The 21,755-nt window shown below is 59.6% G+C and carries 24 protein-coding genes; 12 read left to right on the top strand and 12 right to left on the bottom strand.

Annotation, left to right across the window (positions count from 1 at the left end):
• Positions 1-116 precede the first annotated feature (116 nt).
• Entirely contained in the window at positions 117-2,021 is a 1,905-nt protein-coding gene (locus ATU_RS17495) for a peptidoglycan L,D-endopeptidase MepK (RefSeq protein WP_035258136.1), read from the top strand.
• 80 nt (positions 2,022-2,101) lie between these two features.
• Here ATU_RS17495 and pyk read toward each other — a convergent pair whose 3' ends face one another.
• Both pyk and ATU_RS17485 read right to left on the bottom strand, forming a co-directional pair.
• Positions 2,102-3,541, bottom strand: coding sequence for a pyruvate kinase (pyk, locus tag ATU_RS17490; protein ID WP_006314675.1), 1,440 nt, complete (start codon positions 3,539-3,541; stop codon positions 2,102-2,104).
• The gene (locus ATU_RS17485; RefSeq protein ID WP_370363072.1) at positions 3,541-3,972 is read right to left on the bottom strand and encodes a DUF1036 domain-containing protein; all 432 of its coding nucleotides are present in this window, start codon (positions 3,970-3,972) and stop codon (positions 3,541-3,543) included. The genes pyk and ATU_RS17485 overlap by 1 nt, the downstream gene beginning before the upstream one ends.
• Positions 3,973-4,218: 246 nt before the next feature.
• On the opposite strand from ATU_RS17485, the gene ATU_RS17480 reads away from it, so the two are divergent.
• From ATU_RS17480 to ATU_RS17470, 3 genes are all read left to right on the top strand, one after another.
• The gene (locus tag ATU_RS17480) at positions 4,219-5,007 is read left to right on the top strand and encodes an N-formylglutamate amidohydrolase (RefSeq protein WP_010973301.1); all 789 of its coding nucleotides are present in this window, start codon (positions 4,219-4,221) and stop codon (positions 5,005-5,007) included.
• A gap of 15 nt (positions 5,008-5,022) precedes the next feature.
• Positions 5,023-5,328: a DUF1244 domain-containing protein gene (locus tag ATU_RS17475; RefSeq protein WP_006314681.1), complete on the top strand. Its 306-nt coding sequence runs from the start codon at positions 5,023-5,025 to the stop codon at positions 5,326-5,328.
• Between the two features lie 148 nt (positions 5,329-5,476).
• A complete protein-coding gene (locus ATU_RS17470; protein ID WP_006314683.1) occupies positions 5,477-5,734 on the top strand; it encodes a DUF2312 domain-containing protein in 258 nt (85 codons plus the stop codon).
• A gap of 68 nt (positions 5,735-5,802) precedes the next feature.
• On the opposite strand, the gene ATU_RS17465 is transcribed toward ATU_RS17470, so the two are convergent.
• From ATU_RS17465 to ATU_RS17445, 5 genes are all read right to left on the bottom strand, one after another.
• Positions 5,803-6,423 carry a tetratricopeptide repeat protein gene (locus ATU_RS17465; RefSeq protein ID WP_010973300.1) on the bottom strand — a complete coding sequence of 207 codons (621 nt, stop codon included), beginning with the start codon at positions 6,421-6,423 and terminating at the stop codon, positions 5,803-5,805.
• A gap of 101 nt (positions 6,424-6,524) precedes the next feature.
• Positions 6,525-6,650 (bottom strand): type B 50S ribosomal protein L36, encoded by a 126-nt coding sequence (gene ykgO / locus ATU_RS17460; protein ID WP_003497670.1) that lies wholly within the window; start codon positions 6,648-6,650, stop codon positions 6,525-6,527.
• Positions 6,651-6,796: 146 nt separating this feature from the next.
• Positions 6,797-7,873, bottom strand: a complete 1,077-nt coding sequence (locus tag ATU_RS17455) for a 5-(carboxyamino)imidazole ribonucleotide synthase (RefSeq protein WP_010973299.1) — start codon at positions 7,871-7,873, stop codon at positions 6,797-6,799.
• 11 nt (positions 7,874-7,884) lie between these two features.
• Positions 7,885-8,352 carry a 5-(carboxyamino)imidazole ribonucleotide mutase gene (gene purE / locus ATU_RS17450; protein ID WP_035216131.1) on the bottom strand — a complete coding sequence of 156 codons (468 nt, stop codon included), beginning with the start codon at positions 8,350-8,352 and terminating at the stop codon, positions 7,885-7,887.
• A 47-nt stretch (positions 8,353-8,399) separates the two neighbouring features.
• Entirely contained in the window at positions 8,400-8,603 is a 204-nt protein-coding gene (locus ATU_RS17445) for a YdcH family protein (RefSeq protein WP_006314698.1), read from the bottom strand.
• Positions 8,604-8,836: 233 nt separating this feature from the next.
• Between ATU_RS17445 and ATU_RS17440 the strand changes: the two genes are divergently transcribed.
• Positions 8,837-9,013: a YdcH family protein gene (locus ATU_RS17440; RefSeq protein ID WP_006314700.1), complete on the top strand. Its 177-nt coding sequence runs from the start codon at positions 8,837-8,839 to the stop codon at positions 9,011-9,013.
• Between the two features lie 102 nt (positions 9,014-9,115).
• On the opposite strand, the gene ATU_RS17435 is transcribed toward ATU_RS17440, so the two are convergent.
• Entirely contained in the window at positions 9,116-9,880 is a 765-nt protein-coding gene (locus ATU_RS17435) for a sulfite exporter TauE/SafE family protein (RefSeq protein ID WP_010973298.1), read from the bottom strand.
• A 104-nt stretch (positions 9,881-9,984) separates the two neighbouring features.
• Here ATU_RS17435 and ATU_RS17430 point away from each other — a divergent pair, with 104 nt between their 5' ends.
• The 6 genes from ATU_RS17430 (at position 9,985) to ATU_RS17405 (ending at position 16,701) form a co-directional block, all read left to right on the top strand.
• The gene (locus ATU_RS17430) at positions 9,985-10,638 is read left to right on the top strand and encodes a thiamine phosphate synthase (RefSeq protein WP_010973297.1); all 654 of its coding nucleotides are present in this window, start codon (positions 9,985-9,987) and stop codon (positions 10,636-10,638) included.
• An 8-nt stretch (positions 10,639-10,646) separates the two neighbouring features.
• Positions 10,647-11,747 carry a tetratricopeptide repeat protein gene (locus ATU_RS17425; RefSeq protein ID WP_035258139.1) on the top strand — a complete coding sequence of 367 codons (1,101 nt, stop codon included), beginning with the start codon at positions 10,647-10,649 and terminating at the stop codon, positions 11,745-11,747.
• 163 nt (positions 11,748-11,910) lie between these two features.
• Positions 11,911-12,711, top strand: a complete 801-nt coding sequence (locus ATU_RS17420) for an inositol monophosphatase family protein (RefSeq protein WP_010973295.1) — start codon at positions 11,911-11,913, stop codon at positions 12,709-12,711.
• A 201-nt stretch (positions 12,712-12,912) separates the two neighbouring features.
• A complete protein-coding gene (locus ATU_RS17415) occupies positions 12,913-13,935 on the top strand; it encodes a hypothetical protein (protein ID WP_010973294.1) in 1,023 nt (340 codons plus the stop codon).
• Positions 13,936-13,937: 2 nt separating this feature from the next.
• Positions 13,938-14,969, top strand: a complete 1,032-nt coding sequence (locus tag ATU_RS17410; RefSeq protein ID WP_035258142.1) for a peptidoglycan -binding protein — start codon at positions 13,938-13,940, stop codon at positions 14,967-14,969.
• Between the two features lie 88 nt (positions 14,970-15,057).
• The gene (locus ATU_RS17405; protein ID WP_010973292.1) at positions 15,058-16,701 is read left to right on the top strand and encodes an FAD-binding dehydrogenase; all 1,644 of its coding nucleotides are present in this window, start codon (positions 15,058-15,060) and stop codon (positions 16,699-16,701) included.
• A gap of 102 nt (positions 16,702-16,803) precedes the next feature.
• Here the strand turns inward: ATU_RS17405 and ATU_RS17400 are convergent, their stop codons facing one another.
• The gene (locus ATU_RS17400) at positions 16,804-18,603 is read right to left on the bottom strand and encodes an ABC transporter transmembrane domain-containing protein (protein WP_010973291.1); all 1,800 of its coding nucleotides are present in this window, start codon (positions 18,601-18,603) and stop codon (positions 16,804-16,806) included.
• A gap of 261 nt (positions 18,604-18,864) precedes the next feature.
• Between ATU_RS17400 and rpmE the strand changes: the two genes are divergently transcribed.
• The gene (gene rpmE / locus ATU_RS17395; RefSeq protein WP_003506183.1) at positions 18,865-19,086 is read left to right on the top strand and encodes a 50S ribosomal protein L31; all 222 of its coding nucleotides are present in this window, start codon (positions 18,865-18,867) and stop codon (positions 19,084-19,086) included.
• Between the two features lie 153 nt (positions 19,087-19,239).
• On the opposite strand, the gene rcdA is transcribed toward rpmE, so the two are convergent.
• The 3 genes from rcdA to ATU_RS17380 all read right to left on the bottom strand — a co-directional run bounded on the left by rcdA (position 19,240) and on the right by ATU_RS17380 (position 21,635).
• Positions 19,240-19,755, bottom strand: coding sequence for a protease adaptor protein RcdA (gene rcdA / locus ATU_RS17390; RefSeq protein ID WP_010973290.1), 516 nt, complete (start codon positions 19,753-19,755; stop codon positions 19,240-19,242).
• 402 nt (positions 19,756-20,157) lie between these two features.
• Positions 20,158-20,349 carry a DUF1192 domain-containing protein gene (locus ATU_RS17385; RefSeq protein WP_035258145.1) on the bottom strand — a complete coding sequence of 64 codons (192 nt, stop codon included), beginning with the start codon at positions 20,347-20,349 and terminating at the stop codon, positions 20,158-20,160.
• On the bottom strand, positions 20,346-21,635 hold the full coding sequence (locus ATU_RS17380; protein ID WP_006314722.1) for an MFS transporter: 1,290 nt from the start codon (positions 21,633-21,635) through the stop codon (positions 20,346-20,348). Before ATU_RS17380 ends, ATU_RS17385 begins: the two co-directional genes overlap by 4 nt.
• Positions 21,636-21,755 lie beyond the last annotated feature (120 nt).

Raw genomic sequence — 21,755 nt, 5'->3', positions numbered from 1 at the left:
TCCGCTTACCGTCTATAAACCTCTTGTTAGTGGCTGATTCACTATGTAGAGGAAGGTTGCATGTGTGTGGTAATTTTGCCATCGTGTCACCGTATTTGACGTTCATTTGAGGCAATGTGACAGAAATTGTCTTCCAGGCGGGGATCGAATTGCCATATCTGCATCGGAATAACGCGCTTTCGACAAAGATCGCGCGCGGCTTGATCAAGGATATATGCACGAAGCTGTCGGCACGCGCTGTCACCTTTGCCTGCCTGATGCTCGCCGCTATGCCTTTCGTAGGTGTTTCGGCGACGGAAGCCGCCGCCGAGACGCGCAGCCTCAAACTGTATTACATCCATACACGCGAGAAGGCGGTCATCACCTTCAAGCGCAATGGCAAATACGACCAGAAGGGCCTGCAGGAACTGAACCGTTTCCTGCGTGACTGGCGCCGCAACCAGCCGACGCGGATGGACCCGCGACTTTTCGATCTTGTCTGGGAAGTCTATCGCCGCAGCGGCGCAACCGATTACATCAATGTCGTTTCGGCCTTCCGATCGCCTGAGACCAATGGCCTGCTGCGCACGCGCACCAAGGGTGTCGCGGAAAAAAGCCAGCATATGCTCGGCAAGGCCATGGATTTTTACATCCCCGGCGTAAAGCTCGCCACCCTGCGTGAAATCGGCATGCAGATGCAGATCGGCGGCGTCGGCTTTTATCCGACCTCCGGTTCTCCCTTCGTGCATATGGATGTCGGCGGCGTTCGCGCCTGGCCACGCATGAGCCGTCAGGAACTCGTGCGCATCTTCCCGAAGGGCAATACACTGCATGTGCCCTCTGACGGTAAGCCGCTGCCCGGTTACGAGCAGGCGCTCGCCGATTACAAGAAGCGCGTTAGCTCTTCCTCAATTCAGGTTGCTTCCAGCGCCGGCTCCGGCCCTGCTTCCTCCGGTGGTGGCGGCAAGCGTAAGACCCTGTTGCAGGCCCTCTTTGGTGGTGGTGACGAGGATGAAGATCCCGATAGCATCGCAGCGCCGGAGCCCGCAGAGCGCCCGGCTGTCGCTCGCCCGGCTCCGCAGCAGGCGGCTCCCGAGCCTGAACCCACCATCGCTGTTGCTTCGGCGCAGGCCCTTCCAGGCGTGAACGATGCGCCGCTGCCGACGGCTCGTCCAGCATTCGGCAACCAGCCGCCTGCCAATGCCGGCCTTGCGACCGCGCTCTATTCTCCGGCCCGCAATGCCGCGCAGGATGCGCTACAGGCGGCGACCATGCCGACGCCGACGTCAGCTCCGGCTGAGCGCCAGCAATTTGCCGATCTGGCTGAGGTTTCGGTGCCCGTGCCCACCCTTCTCGGCCCGCGCGGCATGAAGGGTGATGCGGAAGGATCAATCCTAACGGCTTCCGCCGATGGTGCGACACCGGCTGCTACCGGCGAACTCGCTTCTATCCCGGTTCCGGCCAATCGTCCGGCCGTGGCAGAAGCCCTGCTGGCGGCGGCAAACACTGATCAGGAAGGCGAAGACGATCTGGCCGAGGCGCAGCAGGATACGCTTTCGCCGACCGTGGTTGCGGCTCTCGAACAGAGCGGTCAGGCTGCCCGGTCGCAGGTCCAGTCCGCGGCCATGCCGACGGCGGCACCATTCCCGGCTGCCGTCAACCACAAGGTTACCGTCGCGCCAGCCGAAACGGCCAAGGCCGCGCCGCAGCCTGGTTTTGGGGATGCTTTCGATCTGAAGCCCGCCATCAATGGTGGCCTCAGCGCCGGCCTTCCAACCAAGGGTTCGCGCCCTAGCAAGCAGGATGCGGTTGTTTCCGAGCAGGCCATGGTCGGCGGTGGACGCCTGACGCAGGATCTTATTTCGGATTGGGCGCTCAACCAGAACAAGGGCACGACCGGACGCTCGGTAAAGGCGCCACGCGTTGTCGCCAACCGTATGCTCAGCAAGGAGATGTCGGCTTCGGCGACCTCGGCGAGCTTCAAACCGGGTGCCGTGGCGATCGAATCCAGCCGCTTCAGCACGCCGGTGAAGATGCACTGAGCCAGTTTTATCAGACGGCCGAAAGGCCAACAAAAAACCCGCCGGTGACGGCGGGTTTTTTGTTGCTTGATATTTGTCTATCAGACGCCGCTCTGGCCGTCCGAGCCGATATAGGCGATGCGCACCATGTTGGTTGCGCCGGGGGTGCCGAGCGGCACGCCGGCGGAAATGATGATGCGATCACCGGGCTTGCCGAAACCTTCGGAAACAACGATGCGACAAGCGCGGTTCACCATGTCGTCCAGATCGCTGGCATCGCCGGTGACGACGCAGTGCAGGCCCCAGACGACCGACAGGCGGCGTGCGGTCTGGATGATCGGTGACAGTGCAATGATCGGCACCTGCGGCCGCTCGCGCGCGGCGCGCAGGCCGGTCGTGCCCGAGGACGTATAGGTGACGATCGCCGCAAGCTTCAGCGTTTCAGCGATCTGGCGGGCGGCAAGCGAAATGGCGTCGGCACCGGTTGCTTCCGGCTGCGGACGCTGCGCGTAGATGATGTTGGAATAATAGGGGTCCTGTTCCACCGTGCTGGCGATAGACGCCATGGTCGATACGGCTTCGATCGGATAATCGCCGGAAGCGGACTCAGCCGAGAGCATGATGGCGTCGGCGCCTTCGAATACGGCCGTTGCAACGTCCGATACTTCCGCGCGGGTCGGAACCGGTGCCGTTATCATCGATTCCAGCATCTGGGTGGCAACGACGACGGGTTTGCCGGCGCGCCGGCAGGCACGGGTCAGCTGCTTCTGGATGCCCGGAACGGCTTCCAACGGCATTTCCACGCCAAGATCGCCGCGCGCAACCATCAATGCATCGGAAAGCTCGATGATTTCCTCGATGCGTTCAACAGCCTGCGGCTTTTCGATCTTGGACATCAGGCCAACGCGGCCGCGGGAAATCTTGCGCACTTCTGCCAGGTCTTCAGGGCGCTGAACGAAGGAAAGAGCAACCCAGTCCACTTCGTTGGTCTCGAGAACGGCATCGAGGTCGACGCGGTCCTTGTCGGTCAGAACGCCGACGCCGAGCAGGGTGTCGGGCAGGCTGATGCCCTTGCGGTCGGAAATCCGGGTGCCGGAAACGACCGTGGTGACGATGCTCTTGCCGTCGCTCTTTTCAGCGCGCAGATGCAGCTTGCCGTCATCGATCAGCAGACGGTGGCCGGGCTTGACCGCCTCGAGAATTTCAGGATGCGGCAGGAAAACGCGGGTGTTGTCGCCGGGGGTGTCGTTGTTATCAAGCGTGAAGGTCTGGCCCGGAACCAGATCGACCTTCGTCTCGGCGAATTTTCCGACGCGCAGCTTGGGACCCTGCAGGTCGGCCAGAATGCCGATGGGACGGCCGTTGCGGCTTTCGACAGAGCGGATACGCTGAATGAGCGTCCGCATCACGTCGTGGCTCGCATGGCTCATGTTGATCCGGAAAAGATCAGCGCCAGCAAGATGCAGCTTTTCGATCATGGCCTCTTCGGAAGAGGCCGGGCCGAGAGTTGCAAGAATTTTGACTTTGCGGTTACGCTTCATCAGTTTTGATTTCCCTGTGTGCCTGGCGTATCGGAAAGCTGGACCATCCAGCTGCCCTGTCTGCCCGTGTCATATTCCTTGAAACCCATTCTCTGGAAGCTGCGGGCAAAACAATCGTCCACGCCGTTGATCTTGAACTCGTTTTCCGCCACGCACATGTTGACGTCACCGGTCCAGCGGCCGCCATGGGCGGCATCTTCGGCATAAAGATAATAATAACGTGACTGCAGCTCACCCTCGATCAGCGTTGCGCAGGTCGAGGAGGGAACCTGCCACCAGCCTTCGCTGACCCAGCCATCCTGTGCGCGGTAGCCGATTGCGACCCCGACAAGATTCTGCGTGCTGTTGCACACGCGGAAATCCGCATGCGCGGACTCCACGATAATGAACGGGGTCAGAAACAATGCCGCTGCGGAGAAAAGACGGGCGATATGCCTGAAGTGGCGAGGAAGAGCGAGAGATGACTGAGTCACAGCTTCCATCCGGATTCCATGGTTATAATGAACACACTTCTTGGCGTGGCCGCCAAAGAAAGTCAACGCGAGTTTAATCGATTATATTGTTCGTGGGATCGTGAGTGCGATAAGGTAGATGGCTGTTCTTCCGCCTGAACTTGCGCCCGGCCTCAAGCCATGCCATCAAGTTTCTCTCCTTAATCCTGCCCCAGAAAATCATCGATGAACGACTTCATACCCTATGAAATCATAGAAGGCGATTATGACAAAGGCATGGTTCTTCTGGCGGACCATGCCATGAACCTCCTGCCGGCACACTACGGCAATCTTGGCCTTCCGCAAACCGCTTTTCACCGCCATATCGCATTTGATATCGGGATAGAAGGGCTGACGCGCTCGCTGGCTGCGCGCCTTGGCGTGCCGGCCGTGCTCGGGCGGTTCTCACGGCTGCTGATCGATCCGAATCGCGGCGAGGATGATCCGACCCTCATCATGAAGATTTCGGACGGGGCGATCATCCCCGGTAATCATCCGATTGCGGATGAGGAATGGCAAAGGCGGATCGAGGTTTTTCATCGGCCCTATCACAATGCCGTGGACCGCGTGCTGACCGGTGTTGCTAAGGCGTCCGAAGAAGCGCCGCTCGTCCTGTCGCTGCATTCCTATACGCCGTTCTGGAAAGAAACGCCGCGGCCATGGCACGCGGCGGTCCTGTGGGATACCGATCACCGCGCGGTCGATCCACTTCTGGCCCATCTGCGCGCCACCGGCGACATCCTCGTTGGCGACAATGAACCCTATGACGGCGCGCTCAAGGGCGACACCATGTATCGGCATTGCATGATGAGAGGCATACCGCATGCGCTTCTGGAGGTTCGGCAGGATCTGATCGCGGATGAGAAGGGGATCGCCGAATGGTCGGACCGGCTCGCTCCCATTTTCGCCGCAATGAATGACGATCCCGTCCTGCATGAATATCAGCTGTTCGCCTCTCGCACCGGCCCCTATTGAGCCTGGAGTTTTGCCATGACGAATGAGAACGACAACAGTCAGATAGAGTTCGAGGCCGCCGCCTTCCGCCGCCTCGTCCAGCATCTTCGTGAACGTCACGATGTGCAGAATATCGACCTGATGAATCTCGCGGGCTTCTGCCGCAATTGTCTTTCCAACTGGTATCGGGAGGCAGCCGAGGAAGCTGGCGTTCCGCTCAGCAAGGATCAATCCCGGGAAATCGTCTACGGCATGCCCTATGAGGATTGGAAAGAGAAATATCAGGCGGAGGCAAGTGATGCCCAGAAAACCGCCTTTGAGCAGAACCGGCCCAAGGAATAGCTGCTGATCGACGGAAACGACTTGACGGGACGCCTTTCAATGGGCAGTTCACAGGCCGGAATTTTGCTGCCCGCTGGCAGCGACCGGCGAGGTCTTCGCCCGGATATAATGAACAGGGCTCAGATGCGGGCCGCCAATAAAGGATGAAATGATGGACGAAACAAGCACCACCGAAACCGTCGCCGCCGCAGAACTGCGCCAGTTCATCGAGCGCGTCGAGCGCCTCGAAGAAGAAAAGGCTGCCATTCAGGGTGATATCAAGGATGTCATGGGCGAGGCGAAGGGCCGTGGCTACGACACCAAGGCGATCCGCACCATCATCCGCCTGCGCAAGAAAGATGCCAACGAGCGCATCGAGGAAGAAACCATTCTTCAGACCTATATGGCCGCGCTCGGCATGGAATGATCGGCTGAAAATGCCTCAATGAAAAATCGCCGCTTTTGCGGCGATTTTTGTTTGTGCTTTTATCAGATTCAGCCGCGCGTACCCGCCAGCTTTTCCGAGAGGTCGACGGCTTCCTTGCGGGCGTCCTTGTCTGCGGGGTAGACCGCCAGATATTGTTCCCAGGCCTTCAGTGCCAGATCGTCGCGGTCTGAGGCTTCGAGGATGTTGGCAAGGCTTGCCAGCGCTGGAAAATAGCGCGGTTCCTTCTCCAGGGTCAGGTTGATGTCCGCCATCGCCTTGCGGGTATCGCCATCAGCGAAATGCACCATGGCGCGGCGATAGGGGGCCTGCACATAGTTCGGGTCGAGCAAAATCACCTGGTCGAGAAAATCATAGGCGGCCGCGTTACGCTTTTCGTCCGCCGCTTCACCTGCCCATTGCATCAGGAGATTGACCGTCGCGCTGCCGGAATCATTCCATTCGGCGGCGATCTGGTTGGCGATGCTGCGCGCCTTGACCGCGTTGCGCTCTTTTTTCAGCGATGCGAAAAGGGTGTCGATGGTTTTGGCGGGGGAAGGCGCGGCTTCTGCCGCAGCAGGCTGCTGTCCGTCCGCCGCATGACCAAGGGCGGCCATTCCGGGAATCAGGAGGCCGGCAAACAGGAAACCCTGAGCAAGAAGAATAGTCGTGCAAAAATGATTTGGGCGCATGAGTTAAAGCTTAACCCGGCTGCGCCCAATATCAAATGCAAACTTCTGCACTGTCAACAAAGTGATCCGCGCGTTCAATCACGAACCGCAATCGCGATCAATCAGCCCTGACGAGCCTTGAAACGCGGGTTCTGCTTGTTGATGATGTAAACGCGGCCCTTGCGGCGAACCAGGCGGTTATCGCGATGACGGGCCTTAAGCGCTTTAAGCGAATTCTTGATTTTCATTTTACTGGTCCGCAGTTTTGCATGGCTTTTGCCGTGCTATTCAAACAATCAAAAGCGCGCAACGGGGCGCGCTCTTTTCGGTTGGCAGGCAGATACCTGTTTGAGCCCTGCCTGTCAACACTTGGCCGTGCCTTTGCCCTAAAAGACTAGGCCTTTCCTGTGTGCAGAAGCTCGGTCACATGGCCCATCTTGCGGCCAGGCCTTGCTTCCGTCTTGCCATAGAGATGCACGAGACAGTCTTTTTTCGACAGCCATGCGGGCACGTCGTTGATGTCGTCGCCGATCAGATTGGTCATCACACAATCGGAATGGCGATCCGTGCTGCCAGGGGCAAGGTCCGACACGGCCCGGATATGCTGCTCGAACTGCGAGATCGCACAAGCCGCTTCCGTCCAGTGGCCGGTATTGTGGACACGCGGCGCCATTTCATTGGCAACCAGAGAACCATCCGGCAGGACGAAAAATTCAATACCGATGACGCCGACATACTCGAGCGCGGCGAGAAGCTTTTCGGCCGATTGCACGGCGACAGCCTTTGCGGCATCGGAAAGTGCTGCCGGCACCGTCGATGTGTGCAGAATGCCGTTCAGATGGACGTTTTCGGCCGGATCGTAACAGGTGACGGTACCGTCCTGGAAACGGGCGGCGATGATCGAAATTTCCCGCTCGAAGGCGACGAAACTTTCGAGGATCAGCGGCACGCCGCCGAGCGCCGCAAAGGCGCCTGTGAGGTTTTCGCCGCCCCGGAAGAGACGCTGGCCCTTGCCGTCATAACCCATACGGCGGGTTTTCAGCACACCCTTGCCGCCAAAGGCGGTCAAGGCAGCTTCCAGCTCGTCCTGGCTATCCACGGCGCGAAAATCGGCGGTCGGAATGCCGCAACCATTGAGGAAGCGTTTTTCCGTCAAGCGGTCCTGCGAGGCGCTGAGCGCCTGCGCCGGCGGGTAGACGGGCACGGAGGCGCTGAGTTTTTCGGCGGCTGCGACAGGCACGTTTTCGAATTCGTAGGTCACGACATCGCAGCGGCTTGCGAGTTCGGCAAGCGCCTTTTCGTCGTCATATTCCGCAACGATCTGGTCATTGCAAACCTGCGCGGCCGGACAATCGGCCTGCGGCTCCAGCACGATGGTGCGGTGGTTGAGGCGGGCCGCTGCCATGGCCAGCATCCGGCCAAGCTGCCCGCCGCCGATGATGCCGATGGTCAGGTTATTCGTCTTTGCCATCACGTTTTTCGTCACTGGGCGCTGTCCATCGGATATTCCGCGACGGCAGCCGACTGGCGGGCACGCCAGGCATCCAGCCGGTCGGCCAGGTCCTCGTCGCTGAGCGCCAGGACCGCAGCGGCCAGAAGGGCGGCATTGATGGCACCGGCCTTGCCGATGGCAAGCGTGCCGACGGGAATGCCGGCGGGCATCTGCACGATGGAATAGAGGCTGTCCTGACCGGACATGGTCTTCGACTGCACAGGAACCCCGAAGACCGGAAGCGGCGTCATGGCGGCCGTCATGCCGGGCAGGTGGGCGGCCCCGCCCGCACCGGCGATAATGACCTTGAAACCCTCGTCCTTTGCGCCATTGGCAAAGTCATAAAGCCGGTCCGGGGTGCGGTGGGCGGAAATGATGCGGGCTTCATATTCCACGTCGAGCGCATCCAGCGTATCGGCGGCGTTCTTCATGGTTTCCCAGTCGGACTGGCTGCCCATGATGATGGCGACGGGGGGCGTTTCTGCTGTCACGTAATCTCTCCGGCTCAGGCGATGATATCGGGAATGACCTGATCTTCGATCTGGGTCATCTTGTCCTTGACGGCCAGCTTCTTCTTTTTCATGCGCTGTATTCTCAACGCATCGCAGCTGGTCTGGATCATCGCGTTGATCGCCGCGTCATAATCCTCATGCTCCTGGCGCAGCCGCGCCAGCGTGAGCCTGATGTCCGCCTGGTCCTGATCGGGCATCTCGTCATCCCCATTTTATGCCGCCGGATCAGCTCCGGCGCGTATGTGATCGTTCACGAGCCTCTATCATCAAATCGCGGTAACGGGAAGTTATCCGTTGCGACCAAATTGCCCACATATTGCCTTCATTTCGCCTTCGACAAGCGGCGCGATCCATGTCACATTGCCGTCGTAAACCTGAAACTCCAGCGATGGAGAGCTGGAGGTAGGTTCAAAAAGGAAGGACGTGCCGCATGACCATTCAGGCTCATATTGCATCGCTCGAAAAGAAACACGGTGCTCTGGAGGAGGAGCTCGAGAGTATTCTTGCTTCCCCGTCGTCTGACGACAAAGAGATCGCGGACCTTAAGCGTCGAAAACTGCGCCTGAAGGATGAGCTGCAGAGGCTCAAGGCCTCAACGAGACATTGATTTATGCCAGATCGCCGGCCCTCGACAAATGAAGTGCCGGCGGTCTGAGCCTTTTGAGCTCTGGTGGCTAAAACCTGCTGCCAGAGCTTTTTATTGCCGGGTCTAGAACGGCAGTCCGTCCCACAGCAGTTTCAGCGCTGCAATCAGCGCCATGGAATACATTAACGGGTAGAACACGGCCGGTTTCAGATATTTCACCACCCTTGCACCGGCGAGCGTCGCCAGCATGGCCACCGGCAGCAGGCTGGCCGAGGTCTTGAGGTTGGTGGCGTCGAGCGCGCCGAGCGCGAAATAGGGGATGAGCTTGATCGCGTTCATGATGGCGAAGAAACGCACGCTCATGCCGGTATAGGTCTTTGGATCGAGCTTCAGCGGCAGAACATAGATCTGGAAAGGCGGACCGCCCGCATGGGCGACGAAGCTTGCATAACCCGACAGGCTGGACCAGAGCGTCGCGGCGGCCGGTCTTTGCGGTTTGGCCGGTATTTCCTGGCCTCTGCGGCTTTTGAAGCTCTCATAGAAATAACGCAGTACGAACAGGATCGTGACCGAGGCGACGACAAGGCGCATGGCATTTGCGGAAATGAGGCTGGATGTCGCCCAGCCGAGCGCGATGCCGGCGATGGCGCCGGGCAGCATGATGAGCAGCGTTTCTCGGTGGTTATGGTGTCGCCACGCCCAGAGAGCCACAAGATCCATGACGATCAGGATCGGCAGGAAGATCGCCGCCGCCTGTACAGGCGAAACGGCAAGCGCCATCAGCGGCACGCCCATCAGCGCCAGAGCGCCGCCAAGTCCCCCTTTGGAAAGGCCGACAAGCACGACTGCGGGGATGGCGACGAGATAAAAATGAAAATCGGTCAGCATGGATGTATGGTTGATCCTTTCGCCGGTCCGGTTTATCGGATTTGTCATATGAAAACGAGTGCAGATCGCGCCATAAGCGTCCTCTGCCTGAAATGGACGAAACGATGAGCATTGTTGAAGACCGTTGCCGCCTTGTCCTGATCGTTCCGCAAAGGGACGATGCGCAAAAGCAGGTGACAGAGGTGGAAGACGCATTGCGGGGCGGCGATGTCGCTTCGGTCATCATTCCGCAATACGGTCTGGATGACGCCGCTTTCCAGAAATGGGCCGAACTGATCGTGCCGATCGTCCAGGCGGCGGGTGCCGCCGCCCTCATCGCCGGCGACAGCCGCACGGCTAGCCGGGTGAAGGCGGATGGCCTGCATGTGGGGGGCAATGCCGAGGCGCTTGCCGAGGCGGTGGAAAACTTCACGCCGAAGCTGATCGTCGGCGGCGGCAATGCCGATGATCGCCACAAGGCGCTGGAAATGGGTGAGTCCAATCCGGATTATGTCTTTTTTGGAAAGCTGGAAGGCGACATCAAGCCGGAGGCCCATCCCAAAAATCTGGCGCTCGGGGAGTGGTGGGCGTCGATGATCGAAATCCCGGCCATCGTCATGGGCGGCACGGATCTGTCGTCAGTGGTTGCTGTTTCCGAAACCGGCGTGGAATTCGTGGCAATGCGCAGCGGTGTTTTCGACAATGCATCTGGCGCTGCCCAGGCTGTTTCCGAAATCAACGCTTTGCTTGACGAAAAAGCGCCACGGTTTGGCGGTTGATACAGGCGATGTTCATGCGCTCGGTTCCTCTCTGCCTTTCCGTTTCGCTGCTGGCGCTCGCTTTCGGTGCGCCCGCGGGTGTCGCCTTTGCCCAGTCGGGACCGCAGAGCGAAAGCAATGCCATGTCCCGCCAGCTGGAAAATGAGGCCCAGCCTACCCGACAGGGCCGGGTGCAATCGGAAGAGCAGAAGGATCTCGAGCCGTCTTCCGGCGTCAACGTTTATCAGCGCATGGGCGCGGATCTGCCCGCTCTGCCGCCGGAAAAGGAATTCAAAGGCCGGGTGGACGAAGCCTATGGCCATTTCCAGCGCGGTGAATATGTCCAGGCGCTCGACAAGGCGCTGACCCGCGCGCAGAACGGTGATGCGTCCGCACAGACGCTGGTGGCGGAAATGATGTCGCGTGGCCTCGGTATCGCCCGCGACGAAAAGACTGCCGCTTTCTGGTATCAGCAGGCGGCTGAGGGCGGCGATCCCGTCGCCATGTTCAAATTCGCGCTGATCCTGATGGAGGGCAAGTTCGTCACCCGTGACAAGGCGAAGGCCGACGATTTCATGCGACGTGCGGCGGAAGCAGGCAATGCCTCTGCCCAGTTCAACTGGGGCCAGATTCTGGTTTCGGAAAATCCCGGCGCCAAGGGGCTCTTGATGGCCTTGCCGTTTTATGAAAAATCCGCCGAGCAGGGCATTGCCGACGCGCAATATGCGGTGTCGCAGATCTACTGGTCGGTCAAGGATGTGCCGACCGAGAAAAAGGCCAAGGCGCGGGACTGGCTGATGCGGGCGGCAAAGGCTGGTTACGATACGGCGCAGGTCGATCTCGGCGTCTGGTTGGTCAATGGTTTCGGCGGTGAGCGTAATCTGGATGAGGGTTTTCGCTGGCTGTATGGCGCGGCACAGCGCGGTAATGTCGTGGCGCAGAACAAGGTGGCGCATCTTTACGTTCAGGCGCTCGGCACCCGGCCGGATCCGGTGGAGGCGGCCAAGTGGTATGTGCTTTCCCGGCGCGCCGGTTTGAAGGATCCGAGGCTGGAAGACTTCTATCTCGGCATCACCGACGAGCAGCAGAAAAAGGCGATCGAAGCGGCAAATCGTTTCCGTCCGACGTGAAGAGCCGCCTTTGCTTCGCCGCCGATATTCTCATTCGGGCTTTTTGCCTTGAATTTCCGCGCGTTTTGTGGTCTTGAACCGCAAACTTTCAATTCAAGAAAATAATGACGTGCCTGCCTGACAAGCTTCGGGCGGTTCGCAAGCTTTCCAGGAAACAACATCGATGGCCCGTTCAGCCCTTCTCAATGTCATGGTTCAGGCCGCCATCAAGGCGGGTAAATCTTTGTCGCGTGACTTCGGTGAAGTGCAGAACCTTCAGGTTTCGGTCAAGGGACCGAGCGACTTCGTTTCTCAGGCAGACCTCAAGGCCGAGAAGATCGTGCGCGAGGAGCTGATGAAGGCCCGCCCGACCTACGACTTCCTGGGCGAGGAAGGCGGCGAGGAAAAAGGCACGGATGGCGCGCATCGCTGGATCGTCGATCCGCTCGATGGCACCACCAATTTCCTGCACGGCATTCCGCATTTTGCGGTTTCGATCGCGCTGGAGCGGAACGGGGAAATTGTTGCCGGCGTGATCTTTAACCCGGCCACAGACGAACTCTACACCGCCGAGCGCGGCGGCGGCGCGTTCCTCAACGATCGTCGCATCCGCGTTGCCGCACGCAAGGTGCTGACTGATTGCGTCATCGGCTGCGGCGTGCCGCATCTTGGCCGTGGCAATCACGGCAAGTTCCTGGTCGAGCTTCGCCATGTCATGGGCGAAGCGGCCGGCATCCGCCGTATGGGCGCAGCGTCGCTTGATCTCGCTTATGTCGCGGCCGGCCGTTTCGACGGTTACTGGGAAGCAGACCTTTCACCCTGGGACGTAGCCGCAGGTCTGGTGCTGATTCGTGAAGCCGGCGGCTTCGCGTCGGACGCCAAGGGCGGCACGGATATCTTCGGAACCGGCAGTGTTGCTGCAGGTAACGAATATATCCACAAGGCACTCGTCGAGGTCGCCAACCGCCCGATACCGGGTCGCTGATGCATTTTCGGCAGATAACCTGCCGTTTTCAGCAAGTTTTAGACGCCCGGTGAATTTTCGCCGGGCGTTTTCGTTTTCCGTTGCCGGGTACTCATCCATTTTCCTAAAATGCCTGTGACGAAAGACCGGCTTTTCGCTTCAAATCGTCGCAATTTTCAAATAGCTTCCGCTTGATACGTGACCAGAGGGAATGCGAACGTTATGGCGGATTCGGAGCTGCTCGATCTTGGTGTCGAGAAACCGGTGACCACGCGGCAATACAGCCACAAGCTGTCCAGCCCCACACCCTTTCTCTGGACGATGGTTCTGTTCCTGATCCTCGTCGGCTTTCTGGCGGCCATTCTCTATCGGCAGGCGCACACCGCCTTCATGACCAATCCGGGGCTCAACGGCTTCATTCTCGGCGTGCTCGTCATCGGCATCATCCTTGTCTTTACGCAGACCATGAGCCTGCGTTCGGAAGTCCGCTGGTTCAACGCCTTCCGCGCCGCCGGCAGCGTCGAAAAGGTCGGCCGTGCACCAAAACTGCTGGCGCCGATGAGCACGCTGATCGGTAAGCGTGGCGAAGTCCGGCTTTCCGGTGTCACGCAGCGGACGATCCTCGATTCCATTGCGACGCGCCTTGATGAATCGCGTGACACATCGCGTTATCTCGTTGGCCTTCTGGTGTTTCTCGGTCTGCTCGGCACCTTCTGGGGCCTGATCGGCACCATCGGCGCCATCAGCAATGTCATCCAGTCGCTCGATCCGAGTGCTGGCGACAGCAACGATATTCTGAGCTCGCTCAAGGCCGGTCTCACCGCGCCGCTGGCAGGCATGGGAACGGCCTTCTCCTCCTCGCTACTCGGTCTGTCGGGTTCGCTTATTCTCGGTTTTCTCGATCTTCAGGCCGGCCGTGCGCAGAACCGTTTTTACACCCAGCTGGAAAACTGGCTGTCGTCGGTAACGGATACCTCGGTCGAGGGGCCGAGGGAGTTCAGTGCCGCGGAGCCGGGCGCCGTGGTCAGCACCGAACGGTCGCTGGCGGCGATGACCAGCCTTGCCGAGGGCATTCAGGGCCTCGTCAAGAACATGCGCAGCGAACAGCAGATGCTGCGGGACTGGATCGAGGCGCAGCAGGAAGAATCGAAATCGCTCCGCCGCACGCTCGATCGGCTGTCGGCGCGGATCGATGGGGACACGAAATCCCCCGGACGTACCCGGCACGATAACGGGAGCGAGTAGCCATGGCGCTTGCGCGCAATCGCCGCCGCGACAGGGGTGTGGACTATTGGCCGGGTTTCGTCGATGCGCTGTCGACGCTGCTCATGGCCATCATGTTTCTGCTGACAGTTTTCGTGCTGGCGCAATTCGTGCTGTCGCGGGAAATTACCGGTAAGGACGAGGTGCTGACCCGCCTTAATAGCCAGATTGCCGAATTGACCGAGCTTCTGGCGATGGAAAAGGGCAACAAGCAGGATATCGAGGACGCACTGGCGAGCCTGCAATCCACGCTTGCGGCGTCGGAAAACGAGCGTTCGCGCCTGCAGTCACTTCTCGATGCGGGTTCGGGCAACAATGCCAGCGCCAATGCCCGGATCGGCAGCCTGACCGGCGAGCTGGACGAGCAGCGGCAGGCGAACTCCCGCGCCTCCGCGCAGATCGAATTGCTGAACCAGCAGATCGCGGCGCTGAGGGCGCAGATCGCTTCCGTCGAAGCCGCCCTGCAGGCATCGGAGGCCAAGGATACCTCGTCCCAGGTCAAGATCGCGGATCTGGGCCGCCGCCTCAATGTCGCGCTGGCGCAGCGCGTGCAGGAACTGAACCGTTATCGCTCGGACTTCTTCGGGCGGCTGCGGGAAATCCTCTCCGACCGCGAAAACATCCGCATCGTCGGGGACCGTTTCGTCTTTCAGTCGGAGGTACTGTTTCCTTCCGGCGGCAATGACCTCAACCCGGAAGGGCAGGCGGAAATGGCGAAGCTGGCGACCGCGTTGCTCGATCTTGCCAAGGAAATCCCGGCGGAGATCAACTGGGTGCTGCGCGTGGATGGCCATACGGATAATGTCCAGCTTACTGGTTCCGGCCGCTACCGCGACAATTGGGAGCTTTCTTCTGCCCGCGCGACATCGGTGGTGAAATTCCTGATTTCCAAGGGCGTACCGGCAAACCGGCTGGTTGCCGCCGGTTTCGGCGAATATCAGCCGATTGCGGAAGGTGACTCACCGGAAGCGCGCCAGCAGAACCGCCGCATCGAACTCAAGCTGACCGAGCGCTGAATTACGGGCCCGCATCATGGCCGTTGCCTTCTGGCGAAAGTAAATTTACGTTCGCGTAAAAGTAATTCCGTCATATCTGGGAGGGGCGATGGAACGCTATGATGTGATTGTCGTCGGCGCGGGGCTTGCGGGGCTGGTGGCGGCCACCGAGGCGGCTGAGCGTGGTTTCAGCGTCTGTGTTGTGGATCAGGAGGGGGAACAAAATCTCGGAGGCCAGGCCTTCTGGTCGCTGGGCGGGCTGTTTTTCGTCGATAGTCCCGAGCAGCGCCGGATGCGGGTGCGCGACAGCCTCGATCTGGCCCGGCAGGACTGGTTTGGTTCGGCCGGTTTCGATCGCCCCGAGGACCATTGGCCGCGCCGTTGGGCTGAGGCCTATCTCGATTTTGCCGCTGGTGAGAAACGCGAATGGCTGCACCGCATGGGCATGCGCTGGTTTCCCGTGGTTGGCTGGGCTGAGCGTGGTGGTTCTTTGGCAGATGGTCACGGCAATTCCGTTCCGCGCTTTCATGTTACATGGGGCACCGGTCCCGGCGTGCTGGCGCCGTTCGTCAAGAAAGCGGAGGAGATGGCGGCAAGCGGTCGATTGACCTTCCGTTTCCGCCATCAGGTCGACCGTCTGGAAACGACCGATGGTCGTATTACTGGCATTTCAGGCGTCGTGCTCGCCGCTGATCCGGTTCTTCGTGGTCAAAAAAGCAGCCGTGAGCTTAAGGGCGACTTCCGTTTTTCTGCCTCCGCGATCATCGTCAGTTCCGGCGGCATCGGTGGCAATCAGGAACTGGTGCGGCGCAACTGGCCGGTGGAGCGGCTGGGCAGACCGCCGGAAAATATGGTCTGTGGCGTGCCCGCTCATGTGGATGGCCGCATGATCGGCATTACCGAGATGGCGGGCGGAACCGTCATCAATCGGGATCGCATGTGGCACTATACCGAGGGCGTGAAGAATCACGATCCGATCTGGCCGAACCACGGTATCCGTATTCTGCCAGGCCCGTCATCCTTCTGGTGCGACGCGGATGGCAACCGGCTGGATGCTCCCGCCATGCCGGGCTTCGATACGCTCGGTACGCTGAAGATGCTGGGCGAGCGTGGCAGCAGCCACAGCTGGTTCATTCTGACCAAGGCGATCATCAAGAAGGAATTCGCGCTCTCAGGCTCCGAGCAAAATCCTGATCTGACGGGCAAGGATGTGCGGCTGCTGTTGAAGCGGCTGGGCAAGGAGCCACCGGGGCCGGTGCGGGCTTTCATGGAGCGGGGCGAGGATTTTGTCGTTCGCGACACGCTGGAGGAGCTGGTGGCGGAAATGAATGCCATCGGCGGCGATCGGCTCAACATTGATCACATCCGCCGACAGATAGAAGCGCGTGACCGCGAAATCGAAAACGGCTTCAGCAAGGATGCGCAGGTAACGGCGATCCATGGCGCGCGCCGTTATCTCGGTGACCGTTTGATGCGGACGGCGAAACCGCACCGGCTGCTTGACCCGGCGATGGGGCCGTTGATTGCCGTGCGCCTGCATGTGCTGACGCGCAAGACGCTCGGAGGCCTGCATACCGACCTTGAGGCGCGGGTGCTGGATGCCACGGGTCAACCGGTGCCGGGACTTCATGCCGCCGGTGAGGTCGCCGGTTTCGGCGGCGGCGGCATGCATGGTTACAACGCGCTGGAGGGCACATTCCTTGGCGGCTGCCTGTTTTCAGGCCGCGTTGCGGGACGCAAGGTGCTGGGCTAGAGCAGTTCCTGTGAACACCAGTTCACCCTCATTGCCCTAACTCTTTGTTCTGCGCATTTCCGGACGTAAAACCAAGTACAGTTTTGCTGGAAATACTCCAGATCAGGCCTGAGCGCGCAATTCATCCGGTCCGGTCTGGAATTGCAGCCGGGCGAGGCGGGCATAAAGGCCATTCTGGCGAATGAGGCTCTGATGCGTGCCTTCCTCGATGATACGGCCTTCATCCATCACCAGAATGCGATCGGCCTTCAGCACGGTGGCGAGGCGATGGGCAATAACGATGGTGGTGCGGGTTTTCATCAGCTCATCAAGCGCCTTCTGCACCAGCGTTTCGCTTTCCGCATCGAGCGCCGAGGTCGCTTCATCAAGCAGCAGGATTGGTGCATCGCGCAGAATAGCGCGGGCGATGGCGATGCGCTGCCGCTGGCCACCCGACAGCGTCACACCCCGCTCGCCCACCTGCGTATCGTAACCATCGCCGAGACGCTCGATGAAGCCGTCGGCCTGCGCGGCGATGGCGGCGGCGCGCACGTCCTCGCGTGTCGCTTCGGGCCGGCCAAATGCGATATTATCGTGGATGGAGGAGGCGAAGATCGCGACATCCTGCGGCACGATGGAGAGCCGTGCGCGAAGATCGGCAAGGCTGACGTTGCGGATATCCACGCCATCGATGGTGATGCGGCCCTGCTGCGGATCGTAAAACCGCATCAGCAGCGAAAAGACCGTGCTTTTGCCGGCGCCGGAAGGTCCAACGATGGCGACGGTTTCGCCGGCGGCGACCTTCAAGGAGAGGCCGGAGACAATCGGCCGCCCTGTTGCGAGTGGATAGACGAAGTCGACATTGTCGAACTCCGCCTCGCCCCGCGGTGGTTGCGGCATGGCGACGGGGGCTGCGGGCTCTGCAACGGGTGAGCGTTCATTCAGAAGCTCGGAAAGCCTTTCAGCCGCGCCGCCCGCCTGGGCGAGTTCACCCCAGACTTCCGAAAGCTGGCCGAGGCCACTGGCTGCGATGACGGAATAAAGCACGAACTGGCCAAGCGTACCCGCGGTCATGCTGCCCGCCAGAACGTTCTGCGCGCCATACCAGAGAATGCCGACAACGCTGCCGAAAACGAGAGCGATTGCGACGGCAGTCAGGACGGAGCGCGCGCCGATCGCCGCGCGTGCGCCCTGATAGGCGGCTTCCACGGAGGCGCCGTAACGGGCATTCGCCAGCACCTCGGCATTGAAGGACTGCACGGTGCGGCTCGCCGCGATCGTTTCCGAAGCATAGGCGGCGGAATTGGCCAATGTATCCTGCGTGGTGCGGGAGCGGGCGCGAACGGACCGCCCGAAGGCGATCAGCGGAAAAACGATGAAGGGAATGGCAAGCAGCGCAAGGCCGGAAAGGCCGGGGCTGGTATAGATCATCATCGCCACAGCACCGCAGCACATGATGATGTTGCGCAGCGCGACCGAGGCGGAGGAGCCGAAGGCGGAACGAATCTGCACCGTATCGGCGGTCAGCCGCGAAGTGAGCTCGCCCGATCGATTGCTATCGAAAAATTGCTGTGACAGCGTGGTGAGGTGGGCAAATACATCGCGGCGCAGATCGGCGACGACCCTTTCGCCTATGGTCATCACGTAATAATAGCGCATGGCGCTGGCGAGCGCGAGGACAACGGCAATCGCCAGAAGCATGGCGAAATAGCTGTTGATCATGCCACCATCCGGCGTCTGGAAACCGTGATCGATGATACGGCGAACGGCAAGCGGCAGAGCCAGTGTTGTGGCGGAGGAAAGTACAAGCGCAAAAAGGGCCGCCGCCATCAGGCCACGATACCGCCTGAGATAGGGAAACAGGCCAAGAAGCGGCTTCAGGCTTCTCTGTTTCGCCGCTTTCTGCTCGTCAATGTCTGCCACGTCCTCTATGCTCCTCGTTCAGTGCCTTTTTTGGGCCTTTAGCGGGTGAATTTCCGGCATCCGGTAAAATTCCAGCCCTTGCGGCCATCTCCTTTCACAAGGGGATAGCAGGCTCTTGTTATCTGGGCGACCTTCATGTATAGGCTCCGCATCGAATTGGGAAGCCATAGCCCATCTGGTCTATGGCTTCATTTATTGAAATGGCTCAGTTGACGCAATTGCGGCAAATGGACCGCATGTCACTTAACCAGGAAGATTGTCATGAAGGCTGATATCCATCCCGCTTATCACACGATCAAGGTCGTCATGACCGATGGCACCGAATACGAAACCCGCTCTACCTGGGGTTCGGAAGGCGCAGTCATGAACCTTGAAATCGACCCCAAGTCCCATCCGGCATGGACGGGCGGCAACCAGCAGCTTATGGACCGTGGTGGTCGCGTTTCCAAGTTCAACAAGCGTTTCGGCGGCCTCGGCCTCTGATTCCTTGCGGACGGATTGTTTAAAAAAAGCCCGGTTTTACCGGGCTTTTTTGTTGCCTGCTTTTCGCTGCGGTATTAGTGACTGTAACGGCCAAAACAAAAAAGCAGGCCGGTGAGCCTGCTTTTCAAATCGTCCGGATATAGTCGTCTTTTCTCAGTTGATCGAGAAAGCCGTGCGCAGCAGGTTGAGCTGCGCTTGTACGCTGTTTTCGTTGTCTGGCACCTTGGTCGCTTCCGCTGGGCGATAGATTTCGCGATCGAGCAGTGCGACGCGGTTCTGGAGGCGCAGCGACCGTTCGATAAGGTCGCGGAAGGATTCCGGCAGGTCGTTCCAGCCGGGCGCGTTGCGGTCAACGTTGAAGCTGTCGAGCCGCACCTTGTTTTTTTCGCTCAGAACCTGATCGCGCGTCATTTCGCCATTGTTGACAGCCCGCTGCAAAAGCAGCCAGGATGCCATCTGCATCAGACGGGTAGTAAGGCGCATCGATTCCGCCGCATAAAGGACAGATGCCATGCGCGGCAGAACCTTGGAAGCCGTGCGGCCGCCGCCATCGAGATAGCTTGCCGTTTCCTCGACCAAGGTCATGCCTTCAGTATAGAGGGTCTTGAACTGGTTGGAAGCAGCCGCGCGACCCGCAAAGCTTATGGTATTTAAAACCTGTTCCGACATTTTCTTTAAATCCCTGCTCACGCACCACACTGTCAGGCAACGACGACCGGGATATTTTGTTCCGGCCTTTAGTGTTTTCAGGATGGTATCTTTACCTGAAATGCGCAAGGCAATTATTAAAGAAGGGTTAATACCCACAGTTTTACGAATTCCGGCGACCGGCAAAAAAAGAGCCGCGAAAGCGGCTCTCAAGGTAAAACAGGGAGAAAAATCAGACCAATTCGCCGTATGGAGAAGATGCCTGAGGTCCAGAAGAACTGGACATGTATAGTAATCTCTCAGAAAGCTTAATTTTTGGTTAATGGTAAACGAAAGACTGCGCCAGAATCTTTAATCTGGTTAGCGTTTACACTCCCGGCATGTCGTTCGGCCGGTCTTGCCCCAGTTTATTAAAGCCTCAGGTCAGGAGCGAAACAGGTTCTCCGCCGCCTGTCTGCCAGCGGACTTCCTTTTTTTCTCGTCCTCAAGCCTGGCAATTTCTGCCCGCAAAAGTTCGATTCGATCGCTCAACTCGTCCACCGAAAGAAGGCTGAGATCGCTGCCGATTTCATGTCCGCGGGGTTTCTGCGGACGATCATCATCAAAGAGGCTCATATGCCTGCTCCTTTTTCCACATAGTCGCCGTCGTCGCCTGGATATTGCGGCGCGCGCGGGTCAAGCGCAATACTCTCCGGCGTTACCAGCGGCGAGGGCGTCGTTGGCATCATCGTCGAGAAATTGTCCTTTTCCGCGGTCGAAAGGGCGGCACGCTGGCGGCTTCTGATGATGGCATAGGCCGTTATCAGCACATGGGCGACGGCCGTCACGAAGAAGAGCGCATAGGGGCCGGAATAGGTCATGACCGCGCCGCCAAGCGTCGGGCCGATGATGGTGCCGATGCCGTAAAGCAGCAACAACCCGCCGGATACCTTGACGAAGTCTTCCGATGCCGCAAAGTCGTTGGCATGGGCCACCGCGATGGGATAGAGCGCGTTGGCAGCGGCACCGTAAATGGCGATCATGGGGATGAGCACATAGACTTCGTGCGGCTGCACGGCTGCAACGGCAAGGCCCGCGACCGCGCCTAACCCCGCCAGTCCGGCAAGGACGTATCGGCGGTCTATCCGGTCCGAAAGACGACCCGCCGGGAACTGGGCAAGCGCGCCAACGAAGATCGTAACGGAAACCATGATGGCGATCATGGTTGGGTCCAGCCCCGCCCTTGCGCCGAAGACGGCACCGAGCGTGCCGTAAGCGCCGTTGGCGATGCCGATCATCAGGATGCCGACGAAGGAGACCGGCGAGTTGCGATATAGGGCGGGTAGATCCAGCTTGACCTTCTGCAAGGGCTGGGGGCTGGCAGCCTTGGAGAGCGTCGCCGGCAGAATGGCGATGCAATAGATGATACCGCAGATCATGAACAGCGAGGTATTGCTGACATCGCCCATCGGCACGATCATCTGCCCCGCCACGACGCCAAGCAGGGTGATGGCGATATAGAGGGAAAAGATCATGCCGCGGCTCTCATTGGTCGCGCGTTCGTTCAGCCAGCTTTCGATGATCATGGAGGTGCCGGCCGTGCAGAAGCCGGTGAGGGCGCGCAGTGTGATCCACCAGACGTCATCGACGACGAGGCCGGTCATCAGCACCGTCAGGCAGACGAGCGCGACGAAGGAACCAAACGCCCGCACATGCCCCGCGCGGCGCACGATGGCCGGGGCGACGAAGCAGCCGATGACAAAGCCTGCCGCCCAGGAGGTGCCGAGGAAGCCCAGAATCTCATTGGAGTAACCCTCCGCCGAGCCGCGCATCGGCAGGATGAGGCCCTGAAGGCCGTTGCCGAGAAAAAGAAACAGAGTGCTGGATAAAAGAGCGAATACGGGTAGAAGATTTCTGCTCATGAAGACACTCTCATGCGTTCGGACGGACGGTCGGACAGGCCATTGAACGGGGTTACCCGAATGAGTTGCACTCTTCTGGTGAACGGTAAAAATGTCCAGCCTGTGACGATGCAGAAATAA

This window comes from Agrobacterium fabrum str. C58, assembly GCF_000092025.1.
GTDB classification, from domain to species: Bacteria; Pseudomonadota; Alphaproteobacteria; order Rhizobiales; family Rhizobiaceae; genus Agrobacterium; species Agrobacterium fabrum.
Note: the sequence above shows the minus strand (reverse complement) of the source record. Positions and strands in the feature narration are given on the sequence as shown.

Excerpts from the sequence above, each read along its gene's own strand:
- pyk (WP_006314675.1), bottom strand. The coding sequence starts at position 3,541 with ATGAAGCGTAACCGCAAAGTCAAAATTCTTGCAACTCTCGGCCCGGCC.
- ATU_RS17480 (WP_010973301.1), top strand. The coding sequence starts at position 4,219 with ATGAACGACTTCATACCCTATGAAATCATAGAAGGCGATTATGACAAA.
- ATU_RS17475 (WP_006314681.1), top strand. The coding sequence starts at position 5,023 with ATGACGAATGAGAACGACAACAGTCAGATAGAGTTCGAGGCCGCCGCC.
- ATU_RS17470 (WP_006314683.1), top strand. The coding sequence starts at position 5,477 with ATGATGGACGAAACAAGCACCACCGAAACCGTCGCCGCCGCAGAACTG.
- ATU_RS17465 (WP_010973300.1), bottom strand. The coding sequence starts at position 6,423 with ATGCGCCCAAATCATTTTTGCACGACTATTCTTCTTGCTCAGGGTTTC.
- ykgO (WP_003497670.1), bottom strand. The coding sequence starts at position 6,650 with ATGAAAATCAAGAATTCGCTTAAAGCGCTTAAGGCCCGTCATCGCGAT.
- ATU_RS17455 (WP_010973299.1), bottom strand. The coding sequence starts at position 7,873 with ATGGCAAAGACGAATAACCTGACCATCGGCATCATCGGCGGCGGGCAG.
- purE (WP_035216131.1), bottom strand. The coding sequence starts at position 8,352 with ATGGGCAGCCAGTCCGACTGGGAAACCATGAAGAACGCCGCCGATACG.
- ATU_RS17445 (WP_006314698.1), bottom strand. The coding sequence starts at position 8,603 with ATGCCCGATCAGGACCAGGCGGACATCAGGCTCACGCTGGCGCGGCTG.
- ATU_RS17440 (WP_006314700.1), top strand. The coding sequence starts at position 8,837 with ATGACCATTCAGGCTCATATTGCATCGCTCGAAAAGAAACACGGTGCT.
- ATU_RS17435 (WP_010973298.1), bottom strand. The coding sequence starts at position 9,880 with ATGCTGACCGATTTTCATTTTTATCTCGTCGCCATCCCCGCAGTCGTG.
- ATU_RS17430 (WP_010973297.1), top strand. The coding sequence starts at position 9,985 with ATGAGCATTGTTGAAGACCGTTGCCGCCTTGTCCTGATCGTTCCGCAA.
- ATU_RS17425 (WP_035258139.1), top strand. The coding sequence starts at position 10,647 with ATGTTCATGCGCTCGGTTCCTCTCTGCCTTTCCGTTTCGCTGCTGGCG.
- ATU_RS17420 (WP_010973295.1), top strand. The coding sequence starts at position 11,911 with ATGGCCCGTTCAGCCCTTCTCAATGTCATGGTTCAGGCCGCCATCAAG.
- ATU_RS17415 (WP_010973294.1), top strand. The coding sequence starts at position 12,913 with ATGGCGGATTCGGAGCTGCTCGATCTTGGTGTCGAGAAACCGGTGACC.
- ATU_RS17410 (WP_035258142.1), top strand. The coding sequence starts at position 13,938 with ATGGCGCTTGCGCGCAATCGCCGCCGCGACAGGGGTGTGGACTATTGG.
- ATU_RS17405 (WP_010973292.1), top strand. The coding sequence starts at position 15,058 with ATGGAACGCTATGATGTGATTGTCGTCGGCGCGGGGCTTGCGGGGCTG.
- rpmE (WP_003506183.1), top strand. The coding sequence starts at position 18,865 with ATGAAGGCTGATATCCATCCCGCTTATCACACGATCAAGGTCGTCATG.
- rcdA (WP_010973290.1), bottom strand. The coding sequence starts at position 19,755 with ATGTCGGAACAGGTTTTAAATACCATAAGCTTTGCGGGTCGCGCGGCT.
- ATU_RS17385 (WP_035258145.1), bottom strand. The coding sequence starts at position 20,349 with ATGAGCCTCTTTGATGATGATCGTCCGCAGAAACCCCGCGGACATGAA.
- ATU_RS17380 (WP_006314722.1), bottom strand. The coding sequence starts at position 21,635 with ATGAGCAGAAATCTTCTACCCGTATTCGCTCTTTTATCCAGCACTCTG.